The 22001-nt window shown below is 70.3% G+C and carries 16 protein-coding genes and 5 pseudogenes; 12 read left to right on the top strand and 9 right to left on the bottom strand.

Annotated features, from left to right (window positions below):
• Positions 1-307: 307 nt before the first annotated feature.
• The gene (ppk2, locus tag ACFYY6_RS36180; RefSeq protein ID WP_351522442.1) at positions 308-1129 is read left to right on the top strand and encodes a polyphosphate kinase 2; all 822 of its coding nucleotides are present in this window, start codon (positions 308-310) and stop codon (positions 1127-1129) included.
• Positions 1130-1461: 332 nt separating this feature from the next.
• Here ppk2 and ACFYY6_RS36175 read toward each other — a convergent pair whose 3' ends face one another.
• Positions 1462-2082 (bottom strand): FBP domain-containing protein, encoded by a 621-nt coding sequence (locus ACFYY6_RS36175; RefSeq protein ID WP_389197437.1) that lies wholly within the window; start codon positions 2080-2082, stop codon positions 1462-1464.
• Between the two features lie 363 nt (positions 2083-2445).
• A pseudogene (locus ACFYY6_RS36170) lies at positions 2446-2925 on the bottom strand (MFS transporter); the annotation flags it as partial.
• 227 nt (positions 2926-3152) lie between these two features.
• Here ACFYY6_RS36170 and ACFYY6_RS36165 point away from each other — a divergent pair.
• Both ACFYY6_RS36165 and ACFYY6_RS36160 read left to right on the top strand, forming a co-directional pair.
• Complete coding sequence (locus ACFYY6_RS36165; protein ID WP_351522438.1) at positions 3153-4004, top strand: TetR/AcrR family transcriptional regulator; 852 nt, start codon at positions 3153-3155, stop codon at positions 4002-4004.
• 105 nt (positions 4005-4109) lie between these two features.
• Positions 4110-4302, top strand: a pseudogene (locus ACFYY6_RS36160) (transcriptional regulator); the annotation flags it as partial.
• Positions 4303-4450: 148 nt separating this feature from the next.
• Here ACFYY6_RS36160 and ACFYY6_RS36155 read toward each other — a convergent pair.
• A pseudogene (locus ACFYY6_RS36155) lies at positions 4451-4585 on the bottom strand (ATP-binding protein); the annotation flags it as partial.
• 682 nt (positions 4586-5267) lie between these two features.
• Between ACFYY6_RS36155 and ACFYY6_RS36150 the strand changes: the two are divergent.
• Positions 5268-5810: a carbonic anhydrase gene (locus tag ACFYY6_RS36150; protein WP_351522436.1), complete on the top strand. Its 543-nt coding sequence runs from the start codon at positions 5268-5270 to the stop codon at positions 5808-5810.
• Positions 5811-6029: 219 nt separating this feature from the next.
• Here ACFYY6_RS36150 and ACFYY6_RS36145 read toward each other — a convergent pair whose 3' ends face one another.
• Positions 6030-6386, bottom strand: coding sequence for a hypothetical protein (locus tag ACFYY6_RS36145; RefSeq protein ID WP_389197435.1), 357 nt, complete (start codon positions 6384-6386; stop codon positions 6030-6032).
• Between ACFYY6_RS36145 and ACFYY6_RS36140 the strand changes: the two are divergent.
• A pseudogene (locus tag ACFYY6_RS36140) lies at positions 6306-6614 on the top strand (protein kinase); the annotation flags it as partial. The gene ACFYY6_RS36145 and the pseudogene ACFYY6_RS36140 overlap by 81 nt on opposite strands.
• A gap of 547 nt (positions 6615-7161) precedes the next feature.
• Here the strand turns inward: ACFYY6_RS36140 and ACFYY6_RS36135 are convergent.
• Positions 7162-8049 (bottom strand): septum formation family protein, encoded by an 888-nt coding sequence (locus ACFYY6_RS36135; protein ID WP_351522434.1) that lies wholly within the window; start codon positions 8047-8049, stop codon positions 7162-7164.
• Between the two features lie 28 nt (positions 8050-8077).
• Here ACFYY6_RS36135 and ACFYY6_RS36130 point away from each other — a divergent pair, with 28 nt between their 5' ends.
• Both ACFYY6_RS36130 and ACFYY6_RS36125 read left to right on the top strand, forming a co-directional pair.
• Positions 8078-9043: an SDR family NAD(P)-dependent oxidoreductase gene (locus ACFYY6_RS36130; RefSeq protein WP_389197433.1), complete on the top strand. Its 966-nt coding sequence runs from the start codon at positions 8078-8080 to the stop codon at positions 9041-9043.
• A pseudogene (locus ACFYY6_RS36125) lies at positions 8995-9633 on the top strand (FAD-dependent oxidoreductase); the annotation flags it as partial. The gene ACFYY6_RS36130 and the pseudogene ACFYY6_RS36125, both read left to right, overlap by 49 nt.
• 434 nt (positions 9634-10067) lie before the next feature.
• Here the strand turns inward: ACFYY6_RS36125 and ACFYY6_RS36120 are convergent.
• Entirely contained in the window at positions 10068-11402 is a 1335-nt protein-coding gene (locus ACFYY6_RS36120; RefSeq protein ID WP_386610064.1) for a PLP-dependent aminotransferase family protein, read from the bottom strand.
• A 133-nt stretch (positions 11403-11535) separates the two neighbouring features.
• Between ACFYY6_RS36120 and ACFYY6_RS36115 the strand changes: the two genes are divergently transcribed.
• Both ACFYY6_RS36115 and ACFYY6_RS36110 read left to right on the top strand, forming a co-directional pair.
• Entirely contained in the window at positions 11536-12318 is a 783-nt protein-coding gene (locus ACFYY6_RS36115) for a crotonase/enoyl-CoA hydratase family protein (RefSeq protein ID WP_351522430.1), read from the top strand.
• A 369-nt stretch (positions 12319-12687) separates the two neighbouring features.
• Positions 12688-14103, top strand: a complete 1416-nt coding sequence (locus ACFYY6_RS36110; protein WP_351522429.1) for an aldehyde dehydrogenase family protein — start codon at positions 12688-12690, stop codon at positions 14101-14103.
• Between the two features lie 87 nt (positions 14104-14190).
• On the opposite strand, the gene ACFYY6_RS36105 is transcribed toward ACFYY6_RS36110, so the two are convergent.
• The 3 genes from ACFYY6_RS36105 to ACFYY6_RS36095 all read right to left on the bottom strand — a co-directional run bounded on the left by ACFYY6_RS36105 (position 14191) and on the right by ACFYY6_RS36095 (position 16939).
• On the bottom strand, positions 14191-15465 hold the full coding sequence (locus ACFYY6_RS36105) for an MFS transporter (protein WP_351635486.1): 1275 nt from the start codon (positions 15463-15465) through the stop codon (positions 14191-14193).
• Between the two features lie 84 nt (positions 15466-15549).
• Entirely contained in the window at positions 15550-16080 is a 531-nt protein-coding gene (locus ACFYY6_RS36100; RefSeq protein ID WP_351635489.1) for a carboxymuconolactone decarboxylase family protein, read from the bottom strand.
• A gap of 49 nt (positions 16081-16129) precedes the next feature.
• Complete coding sequence (locus tag ACFYY6_RS36095; protein WP_351635492.1) at positions 16130-16939, bottom strand: hypothetical protein; 810 nt, start codon at positions 16937-16939, stop codon at positions 16130-16132.
• A gap of 952 nt (positions 16940-17891) precedes the next feature.
• Between ACFYY6_RS36095 and ACFYY6_RS36090 the strand changes: the two genes are divergently transcribed.
• From ACFYY6_RS36090 to ACFYY6_RS36080, 3 genes are all read left to right on the top strand, one after another.
• Positions 17892-19166 (top strand): hypothetical protein, encoded by a 1275-nt coding sequence (locus tag ACFYY6_RS36090; RefSeq protein WP_351522423.1) that lies wholly within the window; start codon positions 17892-17894, stop codon positions 19164-19166.
• Positions 19167-19260: 94 nt separating this feature from the next.
• Positions 19261-21402 carry a tetratricopeptide repeat protein gene (locus tag ACFYY6_RS36085; protein ID WP_389197429.1) on the top strand — a complete coding sequence of 714 codons (2142 nt, stop codon included), beginning with the start codon at positions 19261-19263 and terminating at the stop codon, positions 21400-21402.
• 115 nt (positions 21403-21517) lie between these two features.
• Positions 21518-21991, top strand: coding sequence for a flavin reductase family protein (locus tag ACFYY6_RS36080; RefSeq protein WP_351522420.1), 474 nt, complete (start codon positions 21518-21520; stop codon positions 21989-21991).
• The last annotated feature ends 10 nt before the right edge of the window (positions 21992-22001 follow it).

The raw sequence follows: 22001 nt of genomic DNA, 5'->3' as shown, positions 1-22001 counted from the left end.
TCTCGACTTCGTTCGAGCAGGGGAGACCCCATCCGAGGGCTTTCGGCCGCCTTGCGATCAATGGGGTCTCCCCTGCTCGAACAAGGCTGAGAGCTCGGGGAAGCACCGGACGACGCTCCTTCCGGTCAAACCTTGCCTGATGCGGCACTAGCTGGTGGGGATGCAGTGCGCGCACCGCCACGCACTGCTACCGGGACCAGTGGAGAGTCGAGCTGCGTCGTCGGGCATCTCGCACTGGCTCGGGGCACGAAACCGGCTCGGCGCTGACGCTTGACTTCGAGCGTGATCTCTTCCATAACGTCATCCCATGTCGGACAAGAAAGACCCGGGTGGGCCCGGAAGGCTGCCGCGCTCGTTGTACGAGCGGGAGCTGTACCGGCTCCAGACCGAGCTGGTGAAGCTTCAGGAGTGGGTGCGGGCCGAAGGCGCACGGCTCGTCGTTGTGTTCGAAGGACGTGACGCGGCGGGCAAGGGCAGCACCATCAAGCGCGTCACCGAGTTCCTCAATCCTCGGGTGGCACGCATCGTCGCGCTGCCTCGGCCCACCGAGCGCGAGCGCGGACAGTGGTATTTCCAGCGCTATGTCGAGCATCTTCCAGCCGCTGGGGAAGTGGTCCTGCTCGACCGGAGCTGGTACAACCGCGCGGGCGTCGAGCGCGTCATGGGCTTTTGCACGATGGAGGAACACCAGCGGTTCCTTCGGCAGTGTCCGATCTTCGAGCGGATGCTGGTCGAGGACGGCATCTTGTTGCGTAAGTACTGGTTCTCGGTGAGCGACGCCGTGCAGGAGCAGCGGTTCCGGCGCCGACTGCAGGATCCCACGCGCCGGTGGAAGCTCTCGTCGCTGGACCTGGAATCGATCAGCCGCTGGGAGGCCTATTCGCGGGCGAAGGACGAGATGTTCGTCCACACGGACATCTCGGAAGCTCCCTGGTACGTGGTCGAGAGTGACGACAAGCACCGGGCTCGGCTGAACATGATCGCCCATCTGCTGTCGACCGTGCCGTACGAGGAGGTCACTTGGCCGCCGATCGAACTGCCCCGGCGCCCGCCGGCCACCGGATACCAACGTCCGCCGAGGGACCTTCAGACGTACGTCCCCGACCATGCGTCGGAACTGCGCGAGTGAGACGGGACAGTCCGCCACGCCTTGGCCCGCGGCATCCCGGAAGCCGATGACGACCGGCGGTACGGAGACGGCCTCGCTGCTGCCTGCGTGTCCGGGGCGCTGATTCGTCTGCAAGCGATTCGCCCTGCTCGACACCCGCTCGCCAGGCGACCACAGCCGACTTCAGCTCACCGCAACACTGGAGGCCGCCGCATGCACCGTCGAGACCTACCAGACCCTGCCCCACCGCACAGCCTGGATCCGCCGCATCGCCACTATCCTGCGCCGCCGCCGGCCCGACGCGAACCAGGATGCGCCGACTCGACAAGATTCCCGCCCTACCGGGCCCGGTATCACCTTCTGTGTCGCGTGGTTCGTTCGGTGTCGGAAACCGAACGAATGAAGGCGATCGTGCGTGCACGCAAGCCTTCGCGGCGTGCCTCGACGTGGTCGTCGACCGGGAGATCGAATCCTTGGCGGATCGGCTTGGCGTTCACCTTGACCGCACAGTCGAGATCGGTGCACAGGAGAAGGCCGAGCGCGTTCAGGCGTTCGCGTTTGTCGCGTGACGGGCGTCGAGCGGTGAACAGCGAAACCTCGTTGAACCGGCGGGAGGACCGGCACAGGTCGCACATCACCGCGCGCGATCCGAGTGCGGCTTCATTCGGCGCCTGCCGCAGCAGCACTCCCAACGCCTGGCCGTCGGCCTCGGTGACGAGGTAGGCGAGCTTCGGAGCGCGCAGATCCCGCCACCCGAGGTAGTCGATCCGGTGCCACCGGACGTCGTCGAACCAGACGGGAAGTCGGACCCTCTTTGCGGCGGGGTCCCGGTTCACGATCGCGCCGCGAACCTCTTCCCTGGTCATGGGGCGCATTGCTTCTCCTGACGAGCTGAAGGAATCGTGGACGTGGAGGCATCGGTGTTCTGTCACACGACGCAGGAAGGCGGGGCTCGGCCACAGCGCGAGCAGCATGCGGTGGGCGGTGCTGGTGTCTGGCAGTTTTGAGCGCCAGGCGTACCAGGGCCAGTGCGTCGACGTCGCTGACGACGCGGTTGGCGCTGAGCTCGCCGCAGGACAGGCACCGGTGGAGGAGCACGACGGAGGCGGCGGCATCGCGTTGGCCGGCGCCGGTGGCAGCGGTTGAGACGGCGCAGGAGGTGATCGGCGACGTTCTGACGTCGCACGGTCTGGTAGGCGGCATCGATCCGGTCGAGGTTCGACCTCGGCGGGTGCCGCTTCCCGGTGAGCCAGGGCTTGAGCGTGCGGTCGAATCGTGGCGTCCTACGACCGCACATCTACGATGTGGGCGTTCTGGCGGGCCGTTCGTCGGCATTGACCGCCGATGATCGGGCCGACGACGGCGCCGCCGGCGAAACCGGCCGTCCAGACGCCAACGGCGGTGGCCCTCTGCCGTTCGTCGAGGAACATGTTCCGGATCAGGGAGAGGGTGGAGGGGGCCAGCGAGGCTCCGGCGATGCCCATGAGGGCGCGGGTCGCGATGAGCATTTCGGGGCTGGTCGAGTAGGCCGCGAGGACCGAGGCGAGGCCGAAGGCCGCGGCGCCGGTCAGCAGCACTCGTCGCCGCCCGATCCGGTCTCCGAGAGTGCCCATCGTGATGAGCAGACCAGCCAGCAGGAACCCGTACGAGTCCATGATCCACAGCTGTTGCGAACTGCTGGGCTGAAGGTCGGCCGACAGCGACGGGAGCGTGACGAACATGACGGACATGTCCATGGAGGCCAAGATGCACGGCAGCACCAGGACAGCGAGTCCGATCCATTGCCGGGTACCGGCTTTCTTGTTTCCTTGCGTCATGTCCTTCACTCGTGCTCCTTTGACCGACCGCTGGGGCGGACCGGCCGGAATCAGTTACGTCACTCCATGCGTACTTAGTACGCATCGTCATGTACAGCATACGCATACGGGCGTCCGGGACGGCAAACACGTTTCGGAAGCCGATGACAGCCCGCCCGGACCGTTCGCCTCGTTGGCGAGTTAGGATTTCGTCACGCATGCGGGGTGTGACGAAAAGGGGTGTGGCGATGCCGGAGCGGATGGTCTGCGCGGCCTGTGGGAAAGATCTGGCGCCTGCGGAGCGGGGGCGGCCGCGGCGCTTCTGCTCCCATGCCTGCCGGGCGCGCGCGTACCGGGCGCGGAAGACAGAAGCACCGACGGAGGCGAGCAGCACGGAGAACAGCGCCCCGGAAGGCGAGGCCGGCGCACCCCATCTCACCGCCGGGCGCATCACGCGGGCCGGGATCGCCATCGCGGACGCGGAGGGTCTCGGCGCACTGTCCATGCGACGGATCGCCACCGACCTCGGCGCGAGCACCATGGCCCTGTACCGGCACGTCGCATCCAAGGACGACCTGGTGGCCCTGATGGTGGAAACTGCGCTGACCGACGCCCCGCTGCCCGACACGCCGCCGCGGGACTGGCGACACGGCCTCGAACGGGCAGCCCGCCGCGACTGGGAGCTGTACCACCGCCATCCGTGGATCCTGTCGAAGGTCCTCGTGACGACCCGCACGCACTCCAGCCGGGCACTCGCCGCGGACAGCGAGAGCACCTTCGCCGTATTCGACGGACTCGGCCTCGAACCCGCCGACGCCTTCCGTTACATGTTCATGTTCGCTTCCTATGTGCAAGGGGTGGCCCTGACCTACGTCAGCGACGTGGAGGCGGAACGGCAGGCTCGCCGTACCGACCGGCGCCCGGCGAACGCCACGGACGAGGCGCGCCGTTCGCTCTACGAGACCGGCGCGTACCCACGACTCGGCCCCGCGATGCGCGCGGGCGCCGACCCTTGGGACCTCGACGCACTCTTCCTGTCGGGCCTTACCGGCGTCCTGGACGGCATCGCCGCCGATCTCGCACGGCGCGGCATCGGGTAGGGAACAGAGCCCTGCCCACCCGTGCCGAAGGCCCGGATTCACCCGCCCGGGACGACGCTGCGCCGGGGCACGCGGCGCGCCATGACACCCGTCAGGCGCCCCGGCCTCGCCCACACACTGGAGATCTCCCGCACCCTGCTGTCAAATCACCTGGTCTGCCTGCGCGACCGCGGCTCGATCATCACCGTGTCCGACGACCGCCGCATCCGCCATGAGCTGGGCCACGCGCTGGACGACCCGCGCGATGCGCGATGCTGTGGCCGCCGTCGCTCCCGATCGCACGTGCGTCGATGCCGATACCGCAGCAGTCGCCAGCGGCTGCGACTGCTGCAACCGGAGCGGCAACCGACGTCGTCACCGACCACTGCGGCCGGGGAAGACACCACTGACACCAGAGGTGCCACAGGGTTGCGGTGCGGTTGCGTATCGGCCGCGGCGGGCGCGAAAGCCTGTGGGCTGGGCGCTGCCCTCCGTAGACGGAAGCTGTCGGTGCCGGTCTCGATGATGTGCGCGTCGAAGGCGACCCGGTCCACGATCGCCGCGCAGAGCCGCAGGTCGGTGAAGGTCTGCTTCCACCCACCGTCCTCGCGGCCCCGGTACGACGGCAGTCCACCAGGCACAGCCCGCCACCTCACCGCCGAGCGGCCGCACCACCTCCAAAACGCATTCACCGCGGGCGCGGCCGACCGCGCCCGCGCCACCATGAACCGCTACGCCGACCGGGACGACGCCTACGGACTGCACCCGGCGCGTAAGGACGACCGGTACGCGCACCGCCCGCGGCAGCCCGGCCGGCGCCGCGGACGAGAAGCCGGCCACCGAGTGCATCCGATGCCGCGCACCCGATGCGGCGGTGCGCACCGACGACATACTGCACTCCACGTGGGCGCAGCCAGTGCGCACCGGCTGCGCCGTGCATCGTCACCGCCGTCCCCGAGACTGCACAGCGTCGCGATGCACGGCACTCCCGCGCGCTCACCCCCCATGTCCGGGTCCGGTCCGGCGGATCACGAGCGTGCGCCGACTTCGGACGAAGGCGGTCGTTCGCGTGGGCCTTCAGGCCGGCGACGCTCAGCTCTCCCCTGCCGGGCGAGCCCGCCTGGCGCATGACCCCCTCGTGGGCGATGGTGGCGCCTGGGACGGCTTGCTGTCGTGCGGTTCATGGCCGAACGGGCCGGCTCGCGCCCCGCGGAGATCGACAGCACGCATACGGTGCCGGTCTCACAGCCCCAGGCCGCCACCGCCTCCCGGAAAGGATCAGCCATGTCGAACTTCACCCCGTACCTGGAGCACAACCAGGCTTTCGCGGCCTCCGGTGCCCAGGCCGACGTCCCCCGGATCCCGTTCGTCCCCTTCAAGCAGCTGTACCTGATCATCTGCATCGATCCGCGCGTGGAGCCCGCGGCCGTGCTGGGCGTCCGGCTCGGAGAAGCGATCGTCGCACGCAACGTCGGAGGCCGCGTGACGCCGGCGATCATCAAGGACCTCGCCTGGATCGTGCACCTGCACGAGAACAAGACCCCCGACGCGGACTGGTTCGAGATCGCCGTCATCCACCACACCGACTGCGGCTCGGCATTTCTCGCCGACGACGGTCTACGCGCCGGCTACGCCGCCCGCGGCGGCTGGGACGAACAGACCTCCTCGGAGATGGCCGTCCTGGAGCCGTCCAAGACGGTTCAGAAGGACATCGCCAAGTTGCGCGCGGCACCCGAGCTCGCGTCGGCCATCGGCAACATCAAGATCGGCGGCTACGCGTACGACCTCGGGACCGGGAGGATCACCACCGTCGTGCAGCCCGGCTGAACAGGACACGGTCGGCCCGGCCGGCGCCGGGACGGAAGCAACTGTGCCCGGTTTCCGGCGTGGGCCGTTCCCAGCCGTCGGGTTCCCCCTGCCCGTACCGGGTGCGTACTCATCCGCACGGCGGTGCGGCAACCGGTGAGCACCGGGTGCGGAGTGCACCGCGTGAGCCGACACCGGGCCGTGACCGAGCAGCGGACTCGCACCGCCGGCGCCGTACCATCAGCCGCGGCTTGACCCGTGCGTACCCGCTCTCGTCGAGTGTGAGCGCGCTTCGGGCACACAGACCAGGCGGGACGACTGCCAGGTCTCGATCCGACGCAGATCGAAGCCCGCGAGCCCGCGGCGGTCCGTCGCCGGGCCGGGGTCGTCCTTCAGGGCACCGCGGCCCGGCGGGTGCAGGGCCTCTACACCGTGCCGGTCGTCGACGCGGATCTGGGCACCGACGAACCGTGGCTGGCCACGGCGTACGTCCCCGGGCCGGCCCTGCACGACGCGGTGGCCGCGCGGGGGCCGCTGGCGGTAGAGGCGGTGCTGGCGCTGACGGCGCAGGTGGCCGAGGCACTGCAGTCCATCCATGCGGCCGGGGTGATCCACCGCGATCTGAAGCCCTCCAACATCCTCCTCAGCGCCGACGGCCCCAAGGTCATCGGCTTCGGGATCGCCCGGGCCGCGGACGTCACATCGGTGACGAGTACGGGCATGCTGGCCGGGACGCCCGGCTACATGGCGCCCGAGTACATCAGGGGCGAGAGCCTCACCGAGGCCGTCGACGTCTTCGCGCTCGGCACCATCGCCGCGTACGCTGCCACAGCGCGACCCGCGTTCGGCGGCAACGGGCACAGTGTGCTGTACCGCATCCTCGAACAGGCGCCGGATCTCGACGGCTGCCCCGAGACCGTCCGGACCCCGCTGTACCGCCACAGCGGACCGTCGTCGACCCCGCACCGGACTTCCACAACGCCGCCACCGCGCCCGCGGCGCCGCAGGCGCGGAATCCGGGGCCGGGCAGGGGGGTTCGGCACAGTCGCCGGACGCCGCCACCGGATGTCCTCGTCGCGCCACAGTCCGTCGAGGCGGAGCGGGCGAGAGGGGCGACATGACGATGCGGCACTTCACGGCCCATCACGACGGCGCCACGATCCCGGCATCCCGCCCAGAACCAGGAGGACCACAACGGCGCCAACGATCACGAGCCCTGCGGCGATCACGATCCGCAGGTCGCTTCACGGGAGGCGATCCGGTGACGGCGATCGAACAGGTCGCGGAACCAACCGCTACCCCGCGTGCCAACAACACGGCTCTGCGGGGCCAAGTCGAGCCGGCGGACACGGCCCCGCTACTCCGAGGGAGGTCAGCCCGCCCAGACCTCGGCCTCGTCGGCCGGGACGGTGGTCGCCAGGCCCAGTTCCTTGCGGGCGGCGACCGACTTGTTCGGGTCGATGTCGGCGAAGGCCGGGTCGTAGGCGATGTAGAACGTGTCGGCGTCAGCGGCGTTCGCGGCCTTCTTCCAGTTCCCGGCCGCCTTCGTCAGCGTCGCGCGGAGCTTGCCGACCTCGGTGCCCCCGATGCCGTCCAGGCCCTTGACGTGTGCGTCGAGGGCGGCCGCGACGGCCTTGGCCTGCGCCTTGTAGCCGGCCAGGTCCTCCTCGACGGCGTCCTTCTCGGACTGGTTCGCCCACAGGGCCTCGTAGACCGCGTTCGAACCCTTGAGGTACGTGGTCTGCTCGGGCTTGAGGGACTTCGCGGTGTCCAGCGAGCCGCTGAACGTGCCCTTCTCCGCGGTGTAGGTGCAGCTCACCGCGCGGTCACCCGTCACCCAGCTGTCCTTGGTCGGGGTGTAGTAGAAGAGGGCGACGCCCTTGGGGAGCGCCCAGGTGTCCGGGGCGTACTTCTGCGCCTCGACCGGGCAGCGGGTGTCCGCGATCGTCGAGACCCCGTCGTCGCCGGGGTACTCCTTGCCCTTGTCGATCGCGAACTCGCCGACGACCTGGCCCTCGTGCGCCTCGTCGCAGGGCACGATCTCGACGGCGTACGCCGTCCCCTCGGCCTTGCCGTTCGGGTTGTAGCAGTCGCCGACGTCCAGCGAGAACACCGAGCGCTGACGAGCCACCTTCTTCGCGCCGTCCTTGGCGCTGTCGACGGCGTCGGAGACGTCCGAGCATCCCACCGCACTGATCGCGAGCAGGGCGGCAACGGCAGGTATGCCGCGAAGGAAACGATACGGAGCACGGATTCCCATGACGTGTACATCCTCTTAAGTGATCTTTATGAGGGTCGCACGCATCGTACGTGATACCTGTGGCTCGGTTGTGCGAGGGCCCTCACCTGAAGGCTGTCCCGCAATCCCTGGCGGGCGCACGACGACGGCGACGGCACCTCGTCGCCTTGTCGGATCGCCCGAATGCACCCAGTATGCGGGCGCCCCTCCGCCTTGCGATGCACCGCATCCGACGCCGTGCGCTGATCCACCAGGGATCACGGGACGGCCCTTGGCCGGTGATCCGGGCCTGGGGGCATGCGGGTGGGCCGGCTACGGCCTGTTCGGCATGGTCGAGGAGGTCAGCGAGCAGCAGGCCCGCGCGCAGATGGACACCAACTTCCTCGGCGCGCTGAACGTCACCCAGGCCGTGCTGCCCATCCTGCGCGGCCAGGGCAGCGGGCACATCGTGCAGATCTCCTCCGTCGGCGGCGTCGCCGCCTTCCCGTCCCTCGGCCTCTACCACGCCACGAAGTGGGCCCTGGAAGGCATGACCGAGTCCCTCGCCCAGGAGGTCGCCGCCTTCGGCATCAAGGTCACCCTGGTCGAACCGGGCGGCTTCGGCACCGACTGGGCCGGCGCCTCCGCCGCGCACGCCGCGCCGATCGACGTCTACCAGCCGATCCAGGACGCACTGGCCGCGATGGCCGCCGAGACCAAGTCCGGCGACCCGAAGGCCGTCGCCGCAGCGCTGCTGAAGGTCGTCGACGCCGAACAGCTGCCGCTGCGCGTGCTGTTCGGCGCCGCGCCCACCCACATCGTCAAGAACCTGTACGCCGAGCGGCTGCGGACCTGGGCCGACTGGGAGCCGGTCGCCGTCGCCGTCGGCGGCGACCGGCTCCCAAGGCCACCACACCATCCGGCGGGGGAACACAGGAAAGCGAAGGAATCACCATCATGGCCACCACGCCCAAGCGCCGCGCGCTCGCCGGTTTCACCATGCGCAACACCTTCGGACTCTCCCGCGAGCTCATGATGTGGAACACCCCGGGCAGAGCCGCGGCACTCTACGCCGTGGAGGACAACGACGAGGTGCACGCCTTCCTGAACTTCGCCCACCCGAAACCGCCGCTCGACGTATTCCGGAACCCGGAAGCCCAACGGGACCTGGTCGCCACGGCCTTCGCCGACGCGGAATGGGAGGTCCCGGGCATGCTTGCCGCCATGCGCGACGCGGATGACCTGTTCTTCGACGGGGTCAGCCAGATTCGCATGCCCCGCTGGTCCAGCGGCAGGGTCGCGCTGGTGGGCGACGCCGCGTACGCACCCTCTTTCCTTACCGGACAGGGTTCCAGCCTCGCGCTCGTCGGCGCGTACATGCTCGCCGGTTCCCTGGCCGACCGGGACCACACCGCGGGCTTCGCTGCCTACGAACGCAATACGCGTGAGTTTGTAACCCTGAACCAGGAGCAGGTCGGCGAGGGCGATGCCGCGCTCTTCCCGACCACCGCCCGGGCACTGGAGCAGCGCAATGCCATGCTGCGCAATCTCAGCGCCATGCCCTCCACGGAGGGACGACCGGCCCATTCGGCCCTCACCCTGCCCGAATTCATACCCATGAGGTGAGCTTGGGCACGCAGCCGAACCTCCGGCAGCGATTACCGCTTCACCTTCGACCAGCCGCCGGAACCGCTCGACACCCTCCCGCGGCAGCTCACCATCGAGGACTTCGTGGAACCAACGTCTTGAGACAGCACACTTGGAACTCGCGCGAATGGGCGGGGCTGGGGTGACCGGTCGGAGCAGTGCTGAGATCCGGCTTTCGTTACTCGCCGCGAGGGTTCTCGGGTGGGGCCTGCGCAGAAAGGCGTAATTTCCTTCCTGGTGTGTGTGTTCGTGGACGGACGGCCGCGAGCGAGCGGGCCAGGGGCGGGACCACGATGTCGAGGATGCCGGTCCCGGGAACGACGACGGTCTGTTCGTCAAGAGACCGCCACATCGGCGAACACGTGATCCCCGTACCCTGCGGCTGGTGTCCGGGCCAGGACTTCGGGGCCGTGTCATGGGGGGATGGTGTCGATCGTGTCCTTCAGGCAGCGCAACGCGGCCCCGAGCTCGTCCCGGGGTGGTGTGGCCAGGGCAAGTCGGAGTGCTCGGGGACGGTGGGGTCCGGTGGCGAAGGCGTCCGCGGTTGACACGAGGATCCCTTTCGCCGCGAGCACGGTCGCGACGTGATCGGGGCGCTGGTGCGACTTCAGTTCGAGCCACACGATGTATGAGACCGGGTGTGCCGTGATGTCCATGTCGGCGAGCGCGGCGCGGGCGATGTCCTGCCGGGCGGCTGCGTCCTCGCGGCGTTCTTCCTCCAGGCGGGTGACCGTTCCGTCGGCGATCCAGCCGGTGGCGAGGGCGGTGATGACTCCCGGGGCTCCCCAGGCCGCGGTACGAAGGCCGCTCGTGGCCGTTTCCAGATGGCGGTCGGGCAGGACGGCGAAGCCGAAGCGCAGGCCGGGGGCCACGTTCTTGGACAGTCCGGCGACGTAGCAGGTGCGTTCGGGCGCGAGGGCCTGGAGCGGTGGCGGCGGCGAGGGTTCGAGGAACGCGTAGGTGCCGTCCTCGATGATCAGGCAGTTGTGTGAACGGGCGAGGGCGGCCAGCCGGTCGCGCTGCTCCCGGTCGAGCACCCAGCCGAGTGGGTTGTGCACGGTCGGGATCGTGTAGATCGCGCGGACGGGACGGGTGCGGCACAGCTGATCGAGTGCGTCGAGGTCCGGTCCCGTGGCTGTGACGGGGATGGCAGCCAGGTCGAGGTCGTGTGCCGAGGAGAGGAGCTTGATGCCCGGGTAGGTGAGCGCGTCGACGGCGAGGACGTCACCGGGCCGGGTGAGTGTGTGCAGCACGATGTCGAGCGCCTGTTGGGTCCCGCTGGTCAGCAGGACGTTGTGCGGCACTGTGTCGATCCCCCGCCCCAGCAGGTAGGTCGCCACGATCGCCCGGTCGTGGCGGTGTCCGCCCGGCGGGTGCTGGCGCAGCAGCGCCTCGACGTCTCCTGACGTCGCCATGGTGCGCAGGGCCTGCCGCAGCTGGTCGGCCTGCCCGGGGGCCAGGGGCTGGTTGAACGACAGGTCCGCCGTCCGGGGCACCGGCAGAGTGCGTGATGGTTCGAGCCCGTCGTAGCCGGAGCGCACCCGGACGAACGTTCCCCGGCCCGGCTCTCCCACGACCAGGCCCAAAGCGGCCAGTTCGGCGTAGACGCGGGTGGCCGTGGCCAGCGCGATCCGCCGCTCGCGGGCGAGAGCGCGGTGTGTCGGGAGCCGGGCGCCGGCCGGGATCGCGCCGGAGCGGATGGCCGCGGCGAACTCGTGGACGACGGCCTTGTAGGAGGGCGGTCGCATGCGGCACCTGCTGTCCGTCGCGGAGAAGGGTGGAAGACGAGCTCCATTGTATCCAGGACAATTAATGGATCGTCCTGGATCGCGGGTCGTAGCCTCGGTAAGTCCGAACCCAGGCGAAACGGAGTAACCCGGCATGACCGTGCGCATCGAGCGGGACGACCAGGTCGTAGTGATCACCATCGACCGGGAGCAGAAGCTCAACGCCCTGGACTATCCGACGATCGACGCGCTGCTCGCGCAGCTCGACCTCATCGACTCCGACGACGGCATCCGGGCGGTCGTCCTGACCGGCGCCGGGCGCAGGGCGTTCAGCGCGGGGGCGGACATCCCTTCGCTTGCGGCCAGCATTACCGGCGGGCCCGAACGCGCGCTGCGCGAGATCGTCCGCCGGGGCCACGCGCTGACCCGGCGGATCGAGGAGTTCCCCAAGCCGGTGATCGTCGCGGTCAACGGCCTCGCCTACGGCGGTGGCTGCGAGATCACCGAGGCCGCCCCGCTCGCGATCGCCGCCGAGCATGCGACCTTCGCCAAACCCGAGATCTCCCTCGGCTTTCCGCCTCCCTTCGGCGGCTCCCAGCGCCTGCCGCGGCACGTCGGCCGCAAGCGCGGTTTGGAGATGATCCTGACCGGCGACCCGATCCCGGCCGCCCGAGCCGCCGAGCTGGGTCTCGTCAACACCGTCGTGCCGGCCGACGAGCTCATGGACGCCGCGCGGGACCTGGCCGCGCGGATCATCCGGCACGCACCGACGGCCGTAGCGGCCTGCCTGCGCGCGGTCACCCGTGGTATCAACCTGCCGATCGACGAGGGCCTGGCGGTCGAGGCGGCATGCTTTGCCGGCACCGTCCCCACGGACGGTGTCCGTACCGGCCTGCGACGGTTCCTCGACCGGACGGCCGCAGCCGACCGAACCTGACACGCTCGACCGCGGCCGCCCCGGGCGCGCCGGTCCGAGCCGGGATGTGCGAGAACCTGCCGGCCCTTCGGAAGGGCCGGCGGTTGCCGAGAGGAGACCGGGGTCGAGCAGGGCGGTCCGGCTAGGCCCCACGGTGGCGGCCCATTGGGGGACCTGCTGGACACCCATGCTGAACGGACGGGCTCTCGCCGCCGGGTTCGAGACTGCGTCGGCCTGCGACATCCGGAGCGCCTCGGGGAATGCCGAACCCACCGTGAAACAAGGACGACGTCGTTCTACGAGTAGACACAGGACGACGTCGTTCTACGAGAAGACACAGGACCACGTCGTTCTACGAGAAGACAGACGAGGTCGGGGCAGGAGGCCACCTTGATCGATCGCAATGCGACCTATGTGGGCGGAACGTGGGTGCCGGGCGCGGCGGAGACGATCGCCGTCGAGAACCCGGCCACCGAGGAAGTGATCGGTGTCGTCCCCAACGGCACTGCCGCGGATGTGGAACGGGCAGTGCGGGCAGCACGCGCGGCGTTCCCCGCTTGGGCCGCGACATCCCGCGCCGCGCGGGCGGAGTACCTGCGCAAGCTGCACCGCGGCCTCGCCGAGCGGTCGGCGCAGATCGCCGAAACGATCGCCACCGACGTCGGCACGCCGATGCGTATCGCCACCCGGATCCAGGCCGCACTCCCTCTGACCGACATCGCCGGCTACATCGACCTGCTGCAGGAAGACGAGGCCGAAGAGCGGATCGGGAACTCGCTCGTCCTCACCGAACCCGCGGGTGTCGTCGCGGCGATCACGCCGTGGAACTACCCCCTGCACCAGATCACCTGCAAGATCGCGCCCGCGCTCGCCGCCGGCTGCACCGTGGTGGTCAAGCCGAGTGAGGTGGCCCCCCTTGCCGCATACCAGTTGTTCGACGCCCTTCACGAGGCTGGTTTCCCGCCCGGCGTGGTGAACCTGATCAGCGGCTATGGCCCGGGCGTGGGAGAGGCACTGGTGACCCACCCCGAGGTGGACGTCGTCTCGTTCACGGGTTCCGTTCGCGGCGGTGCCCGTGTCGCCGAGCTCGCAGCACGGTCCATCAAGCGCGTCACGCTCGAACTCGGCGGCAAGTCCGCGAACGTGATCCTCGACGACGCCGATCTCAGTACTGCGGTGAAGGTGGGCGTGGCCAATGCGTTCCTCAACGGGGGGCAGACCTGCACCGCCTGGACCCGCATGCTCGTCCCCGCCCAGCGCCACGACGAGGCACTGGAACTGGCGAAGAGCATCGCGGAGGGCTTCGTGCCCGGAGACCCGCTCGACCCGAAGACCAAGCTCGGCCCGCTGGTGTCCGGCGCCCAGCGCGACCGGGTACACGGATTCATCAGACAAGGCATCGAAGCCGGCGCGCGCCTGGTGACCGGCGGAAGCGCGGCGCCCGAAGGCTTCGAGCGCGGCTACTTCGTACGGCCGACCGTGTTCGGCGGAGTCGACCCGGACTCGGTGATCGCCCAGGAGGAGATCTTCGGCCCCGTTCTCTCGATCATCCCGTTCCAGGGTGACGACGAAGCCCTGGCTATCGCGAACAACTCCGCCTTCGGCCTGCACGGCGCGGTCTGGTCGGCCGACCAGGATCGCGCGCTCGCCTTCGCGCGGCAGGTCCGTACCGGGCAGATCGACGTCAACGGCGGCGCCTTCAACCCGCTCGCTCCGTTCGGTGGCTACAAGCAGTCCGGCATCGGCCGGGAGATGGGCAGACACGGCCTCGCGGAATTCCTCGAGACGAAGTCCATCCAGCTCTGAAAGGGCACGGAGACGTCCCCCTCCGGTGTTTGGTCAGCCGTCGTGGAAGGAACGCCGCCTGACGATCAGCGCGTGGGACGTGGCGCTTCACGCAGCCCTGACCAGGGTGGCTGGATCACCACTCAAGGTGTGCTGAGTGATTTCCGCAGGCGTCCTGGCGGATTCTGGCCCGTCGTGGCGCGGCCACAGGAGGAGGGAGGCCGTCGCTCCTGCCGCGGCAAGGGCCGCGAGGATGGTCCAGGCGGCGGTGAAGCCGGCGTTCGTGCCGATCAAGCCGGCTACCGGATAGGTGATCAGCCAGGCCAGGTGCGACAGGGAGAACTGGGCGGCGAACACCTCGGGGATGGCGCTGTGCCCTGCGGAGGCGCGCAGGACCTTGCCGGTCGGCGTGATGATCAGCGCCATGCCGATGCCGATCACGGTCCAGATGAGCGCCGTACCGATCCACGAGGTGAGGCCGGCCGCGATGAGCACGACCGCGGCGATCGTGCCCGCGACCAGGACTCCGGAGCCGGTCGTCATCACGGTGCGGGCGGCGATCCGGTCCAGTACGCGGGGCAGGCCAAGAGCGGCCAGGAGCGTTCCGGTGCCGGAGGCGGCGAGCATCCAGGCGACGTCGGACTGGGTGCCGCCGAGCTCGTCGCGGACGTAGTTGACGGTGTTGACGACGACGATCGAGCCTGCGGCCGCCACCGTGAGGTTCAGCGCCATGATGCCGCGCAGCCGCGGTGTGGTGAAGAAGGTCCTGATGCCTGCCGCCGCCTTGTCCCATGCCTTCGTGTGGGTGCTCGGGCGAGCGTCGGGGATGCGGGTCGACAGGACGAGGAAGGCGGAGACGAGGAACCCGGCGGACGTGCCCAGGAACAGCCGATCGAAGCTCATGAAGGTGAGGGCGACGGCCGCCAGGACGGGGCTGAGCAAGCTCTCCATGGTGGAGGCGACCTGGGAGGCGGACAGCGCCCGCGTGTAGGCGGACTCGTCGGTGACGATGTCGGGGATGACCGCCTGGAACGTCGGGGTGAACGCCGCGGAGCCGGCCTGGAGCAGCCCGATCAGGACATAGACGTGCCAGACCTCGCCGGCCAACGGCAGCGCGAGGACGACCGCGCCGCGGATTGCGTCGAGGACGACCAGGACAGCTCTTCTGGGGAGCCGGTCGATGTACGCGGCGGCCACCGGGGCGATGACCACGTACATGACCATTTTGATGGTCAGCGCGGTACCGAGGACCGTCCCGGCGCGGGGGCCCGCGAGGTCGTAGGCGAGAAGGCCGAGGGCCACCGTGGTCAGCCCGGTTCCGAAGAGTGCGATGACCTGGGCGCCGAACAGATGGCGGTAGTCGCGGATGGCGAACAGTCGCATGACAGGTTCCTTCCGTGTCCATGCGGCGGGGCGCGGCCCCGGGGTGGCGGCCGTGCCCCGCGAGTGCAGGCAGGGGTGTCCTCGCTACGCACCGGCGTCACTCCCCGGTGTGAGACCGGCGAGGAGGTTGAAGGCGCCGGTGAGGACGTTCAGTGCGACGACGCCGACGACATCGGCGATCGCGCGGTCGCTGTAGCCGTGCGCGCGCAGCGCGGTGACCTGTTCGTCGGTGATCGACGTCGGTTCGCGGTAGATCTGGAGGGCGAGGGTGGTGATCGCCGCGATCGCGGGATCGGCCGAGGTTCCCGTACGGGCTCGCTCGATCTCCTCCTCGTCCACTCCGAGCGCGCGGGCGGCGCTGACGTGGGCGTCGAGGCAGAGCCCGCAGCCCTGCTGCACCTGTACGGCGATCGAGATCCGTTCGCTGATCCGGCGGTCGAGTTTGGCGCGGCCCATGGCCCGGCTGAGCTGGAGGTATCCGCCCAGGACGGCCGGTGAGTGGGCCATCGTGGAGACCATGTCGCCGATCCGGCCATGACGGGAGACCAGGTCGGCGAGGAGGTCGCGCGAGGCGCCGACCGCCGTGTCGGGCGTGAGGGTGGTGAGGCGGGGCATTGCTTCTGCTCCTTCCTTCGGAGGGGCGGGGGTGTGCGCGCTCGCGCCGTCAGTGGTGGGAGTGGTGGCCGTGATGGCTGCTGTGTTCAGTCGTGCCCGAAGCCGGGGTCGCTGCTGGGCTCGCGTGCACCGTGAACTCGGCGGTCCGCACGGTGCCCTCGTGCTGGAAGTCCAGGTACAGGCGGTACGTGCCGGCCGAGGGCGCGACGGCCATGAAGGAGATCTCGGGGCCGGCCGCGGTGGTGCCGTCACCGGGGGCGCCCTCCGGGTGGACGTGGAGGTAGCCCAGGTCGCCGACGCGCAGGGCCACGAGGTGTCCATAGGCCGCCAGGTAGGGCTCAAGGTCCGTGACGGGCCGGCCGTCGCGGCTGACGGCGAGGGTCAGATCGCTCGCCTCGCCGGCCCGGAGTTCGCCGTCGAGCGTGACCGCGTATGTGCCGATCCGGGACGTGCGGGTGGCCTCCGGGAGCGGGCGCGGGTCGTAGGCGCCGGCGACCGCGACGTCGGCGCCCAGCGTCAGGGTTCCGGTGTGGGCGGCCGGGTGGATGTCGGTGAAGAACCTCCAGTCGCCCGGTGTCAGGGTCAGCTCGGTGGTCCAGACGCCCTTCTCGTCCCGCACCGGGTGGACGTGCTGGAACCCGGAGGTGTCCCGCCGTACGGCGATGAAGTGCAGCTCCTTGTCGTGCTCGGGCACGAACTCGGTCACGGGCTGCCCGTCGGGGCCGGTCACGCGGAAGGTGATCGTCCGCCGACCGGCGCCGAGGATCGTCGCGTCGAGCTCGAGGGTGTACCCGCTCTCGGACACCGACAGACCCCCGGCCCGGGCGCCGCCGTGGCCGTGGTGGGCGTTGTTGTTCATGACGTCTCCCTGGGGTGCGTGCTGCGCTTTCGGGGGATTCCCGCTCTCGCAATCACCCCAACCGTATACCCCAGGGGGGTATTCCGCCCAGCTTTCTTGGAACGTGTGCCGACCCGCCCGCGGCACGCAGTCCTTGGCTCGGGTCTCGAGCGGACGGCAGCCGGCGCCGGAGGGCGCTCCGATCCGCCGCCCACGCAGGCATGGAGTAGTTCGAGCACGAAGCGTCCGGGGCGTCTTCCCGCCCCGGGCCCCATGAACGTAGTGACTCAAGCAGGCGAAGTAGGTTCGTGCCGGACAAGGCCACCCGACACCCCCTTTGGAACGAACTGGCGTTTCACCAAGGGCAGTTGTGCGGTGGCGGGCTCCGTTATAGGGAGCATTCACCAGCAGTCGACGCACGCGAGGGCACACGAGCGGCGCACTTCCCGGCCGAGACCCCTTGCACCATTCCGTGGGACACCCTCGTGGAAGAACCGGCGTGTCTCGGCGGCGAGTTCGGTCTGGTCCTGGCCCGGTGGGGGAGGGGGCAGGCTGCGCTTGAGGTCGGCGTCGACCAGCTCGTCCGTTCGGTGAAGCCCAGCGGCGGCCTGCCCCCGGACGGCACGGCCGCGAAGGACCCATGCGGCCTGCGGGGCTTTGGCGGGGATCTGGGGCGACTTTGGCCCGGCTCAGAAGAATCACCGATGGCCAACGGGCCATGTGTCACCAACCGTCACCAGGGAGAGGCTCTGCGATGCAGAAGAACAAGATGAAGAAGATCCAGATCCGTAAGGCCGGTCCGGTTCGTCTGACCTCCTCGGCCTGCTCGACGTACCCGGTCGCCAACTGAGTCCAGCGCACGTGAAGTGCCGTTCCGGGTTCCGGCGGCAGGCCGCGGCCTGCCGCCGGAACCCGGGCGGTGGACGGGCGCCGCGCGTGCGCGGTGCCGGACCATGCAGATGAAGGAGCCGCGATGGCGGATCAGGAACTTCGTGACGGCACTGCGCTGCCGGACGCCTCGGACGTCGCCGCATACGCCGCCGCGGTGCGCGACCTCGACAGCCCGCTGGTGCTCCACCGCCTCGTGCATCTGGAGGAGAACGGCGAGGTCACGATCGGCCGCCCGGACACCGAGTCCTTCGCCATCTTCCCGCCGGACGGCGCCGCGCTGGTGCGCCGTCTCCAGGAGGGCGCGACTCCGCGGCAGGCCGCCGACTGGTACGCGGTCGAGTACGGCGAACCCATCGACGTCGCCGATGTCGTCGAGGTGCTGCACGAGCTGGATTTCGTGATGCCCGAGCCCGGCCCCGTTCCGGAGGCCGCCCCACCGGTGCGCTGGCAGCGACTGGGGCGGGCGCTGTTCTCGCCGGTGGCGTGGCTCTGCTACGGCGCGGTGGTGGCCTGGGCGACGGTGCTGGTGGTGCGCAGCCCCGAGCTGCTGCCCACCCCCAGAGACATGGTGTTCAGCGAGTACTACTCCCTGATCATGGTGGTGATGACGGTCGCCGCCGCACCGCTCATCGCGATCCACGAGATCTACCACGCGCTGGCCGGCCGCCGCCTCGGCGTCGGGTCGCGCACCCGGATGTCGTACCGCTTCTACTTCCTGGTGGTCGAGACCTCGCTGGACGGCCTGGTCGTGGTGGAGCGCCGCAGACGCTATCTACCGATCCTGGCGGGGATGCTCGTCGACGTGGTCCTGATCGGTGTGCTGATCATCGTGGCGGACCTCACCCGCGGGCCCGGCGGCGACGGCCTGGCCGCCCGGGTCTGCCTGGCGGTGGCCTTCGCCGCGGTGATCCGGGTGCTGTGGCAGTTCTTCTTCTACCTGCGCACCGACATCTATGTGCTGATCAGTACGGCCCTCGGCTGCGTGGATCTGCACACCACGGCCACCCGGATGCTCCGCAACCGGTACAACCGGCTGCTGCGGCGCCCGGACCGGCTGCTGGACGAGTCCGCGTGGCATCCGGCGGACCGGCGGGCGGCGCGCTGGTACTCCTGGCTCATCCCGGTCGGCTACACGCTCAGCCTGAGCACCTTCCTGCTCGGCCTGGGTCCGGTCTTCTACGACATGATCGGCGCCGCCCTCGGCCGCTTCACGGCGGACCGGACGGACTGGGTCATGCTCGTGGACGGCACAGTCTTCCTGCTGCTGACCTTCCTCCAGATCGGCATCGCCCTCTGGCTCGCCGCCCGCGACCGGCTCCGCAGGCGCCGCGAGCGGACCCGGCACGTCATCACCTGACGCCGGTGCCCACCACGCACTCCCTCGCCCACCGCCGGCGGGACCCCGCAGCCGCCTCCACCTCCGAAGGCCCTCAGTGAAAGGCAGAAGAAACGTGAGCGGTCACTACTGGATCTCCGCCCCGCGCTCCCGCCGACGCGAGCAGCTGCGGGACGCCCTCGGTCTGCCCGGTCCGTCGCTCACCGTGGACGCGCACCGCCGGCTGCGCGGTCCGTACACCGCCGCCGGGACGCTGCTGCGCGAGATCGCGCCGGAGGTCCTGCGGGCCAGGCCCGAGCTCGCGGACCGGCACTACATCGAACTCCAGCAGAGCACCCAGGAGCTGACGCCCCTGGTGCCACCGCTGGTCCGGGGGCTGGAGGAACAGTCCTCGGCCGGCGAGATCAGCCGGTACCCGGCGCGGCTGCACTCGCTGCGGGTGGCGCACGGGCTCGTGGAGTTCCTCCTCGCGGCGCTGCCCGGTTCGGCGGGCGCGCCCCGCACCCTGATCGTGACGAACGTCGAGCACGCCGACGTCACCGACCAGGAGTTCCTGGCGGTGGCGCTGCGCCGGATACCGCCGGAGCTGCTGACGATCGTGGCCTGTTCGGGCCGGGAACCGCTGCGGGAGCCGCCGGGCGAGGTCTCGATCTCGTTGCCGGACGCGCTGACGGCGTACGCGACCCCCGTCACCGGACCGCCGGAGCCGGAGCAGGAGCAGGACGCCGCGCCGTCGGCCGTGGCCGGGGACCCGGCGGCGGTACGGCTCGCGGCCCGCGGCTTTGTGGACGGCGACTGCGTGGACGACGATCCGGGCCCGGCCGCCGCCTACGCGGCGCTCACGCCCTCCGAACGGGCCGCCCTGCACGAACGGAGGGCCGGGGAGCTGGCCGAGCGGGCCGAGGCCGGCGAGACCTCATTGCGCCTGGGGGCACTGCCGTACCACCTGCTGCGGGGCACGGATCCCCACGGTGCCGGGGTGGCGGCGGCGCGCTGGGCCCTCGACCACTGCAAGTACCTGGGCTTCTACCACATCTCGGCCGAGCTCAGTGAGGCCGCGAGGGCCTTCCTGACCGTCGAGGAACACCCCGACACCTGGTGGTACTTCATCCGCGAGGCCAGCGCCTGTCTGGCGGCGGGCGGTCGGCCGGACGAGTCGGCGGCCCTCCAGCACGAGGCCCGTACCCGCACCCAGAGCGCGACCCACCACATGAAGCTCGCCTACGAGACCGGGATGCTCTACGCCCGCCACTACCCGCCGGAGCGGCGTGACGAGAGCCTGGCGCGCGCCTGGGTCAACCAGGCCATCGGCATCGCCGACCTGCTGCCGGACCCCGACGAGCGGGCCTTCTTCTCGGTGTTCAACCGCAACGGCCTGGCGCTGGTCGAGGTCCGGGCGGGGCGGCCGGACGAGGCGCTGCGGCTGCTGGACGAGGGGATCGAGCGGCTGGACCGGGAACTGAGCCTCGGGAAGCGCAGCTGGCACCGGACCGGCCTGCGCTACAACCGGGCCCAGGTGAACACGATGAGCGGGCGGTTGACGGAGGCCCTCGAGGACTATGCCGAGATCCTGGAGGCGGACGCCGGCTTCTCCGACCACCACTTCAACCGGGGCACCCTTCTGCGCAGGCTGGGCCGCGCCGAGGAGGCGATCGCCGAGTACACCAGGGCGCTGCGTCTGGAGCCGCCGTTCCCCGAGGCGTACTACAACCGGGGCGACGCCCGGCTGGAGCTGGGGGACACCGAGGGTGCCCTGGCGGACTTCGACCGCGCGCTGGTACTCGAACCCGGCCATCCGGAGGCCTCGCTCGGCCGGGCCGGTCTCCTGGCCGACCTCGGCGACACCGCGGCGGCGCTGGAGTGCGTCACCGGCGGCCTCGCGCAGCACCCGGAGCACCCGCATCTGCTGTCGCTGCGCGGGCGTCTGCTGGCGGAGGAGGGAGACGTCACCGCGGCCCGGGAGGCACTGGAGGCTGCGCTGCGCAACGATCCCGATCTCGCCGAGGCATGGGCGGTGCGCGCCGAACTGTCGTACCTGGACGGCGACCTGGACATGTCCGTGGCCGACTTCGACCGGGCCGTGGGTCTCGCGGACCGTGCGGACTTCCGGTTCAACCGCGGTGTGGTCCACGAGGCGGCCGGCCGCTACAGCGAGGCCGCGACGGACTTCGAGGCGGCCCTGGCCGCCACCGGTGACGCCGATGCCCGCAGCCGCCTGGAGAGCTGCCTGCGCGCCGCCGGGCAGGCCCGTGCGTAGGGTGGCGGAGGGCGCCGCTCCGGCCGGCGGGCGGCCGCCGGCCAAAGAGCCCGCCACGGGCGGACAGCCTGCCTCGGGCGGAGGGCGCCCGTCCGGGGCGGACACCGAACCGGGCGTGCTCACCGAGCGGTTCACCGAGGCCATGTCCCGGCTGGTGTCCGGCGTGGCGGTGGCGACGGCGCGACGGGCGGACGGCCGCCCCACCGGCATGCTGGTGTCCTCGCTGTGTTCCTACAGTGTGCGGCCGCCGTCCGTCCTGATGGCCGTCGCCGACGGCTCCCGGACCGGCCGGGAGCTGAGCGCCGGGCCGGGCATGGACTTCGGGGTACACCTGCTGGGTGCGGACGACGAGGCGTTGGCCCGGGTGTTCGCGGGAGGCACGGACGACAAGTTCGCGGACGCCCTGTGGGAGTGGGACGGCGAGGTGCCGCGGCTGCTCGGCGTGCCCGGCTACCTGCGCTGCCGGGTCGCCGCGGCCTTCCCGCACGGCGACCACACGGCGCTGGTGGGCGAGGTGTCCTCCTGCGTGCCGGGCGAGGGCCAGCCCCTGGTCCACTACCGGCGCCGTCTGGACTGGCGACTGCGCTGAGCACCGGGGA

The sequence above is a fragment of the Streptomyces sp. NPDC001750 genome, from assembly GCF_042892615.1.
Classification (GTDB): domain Bacteria; phylum Actinomycetota; class Actinomycetes; order Streptomycetales; family Streptomycetaceae; genus Streptomyces.
This window is presented reverse-complemented; position numbering and strand designations above follow the sequence as displayed.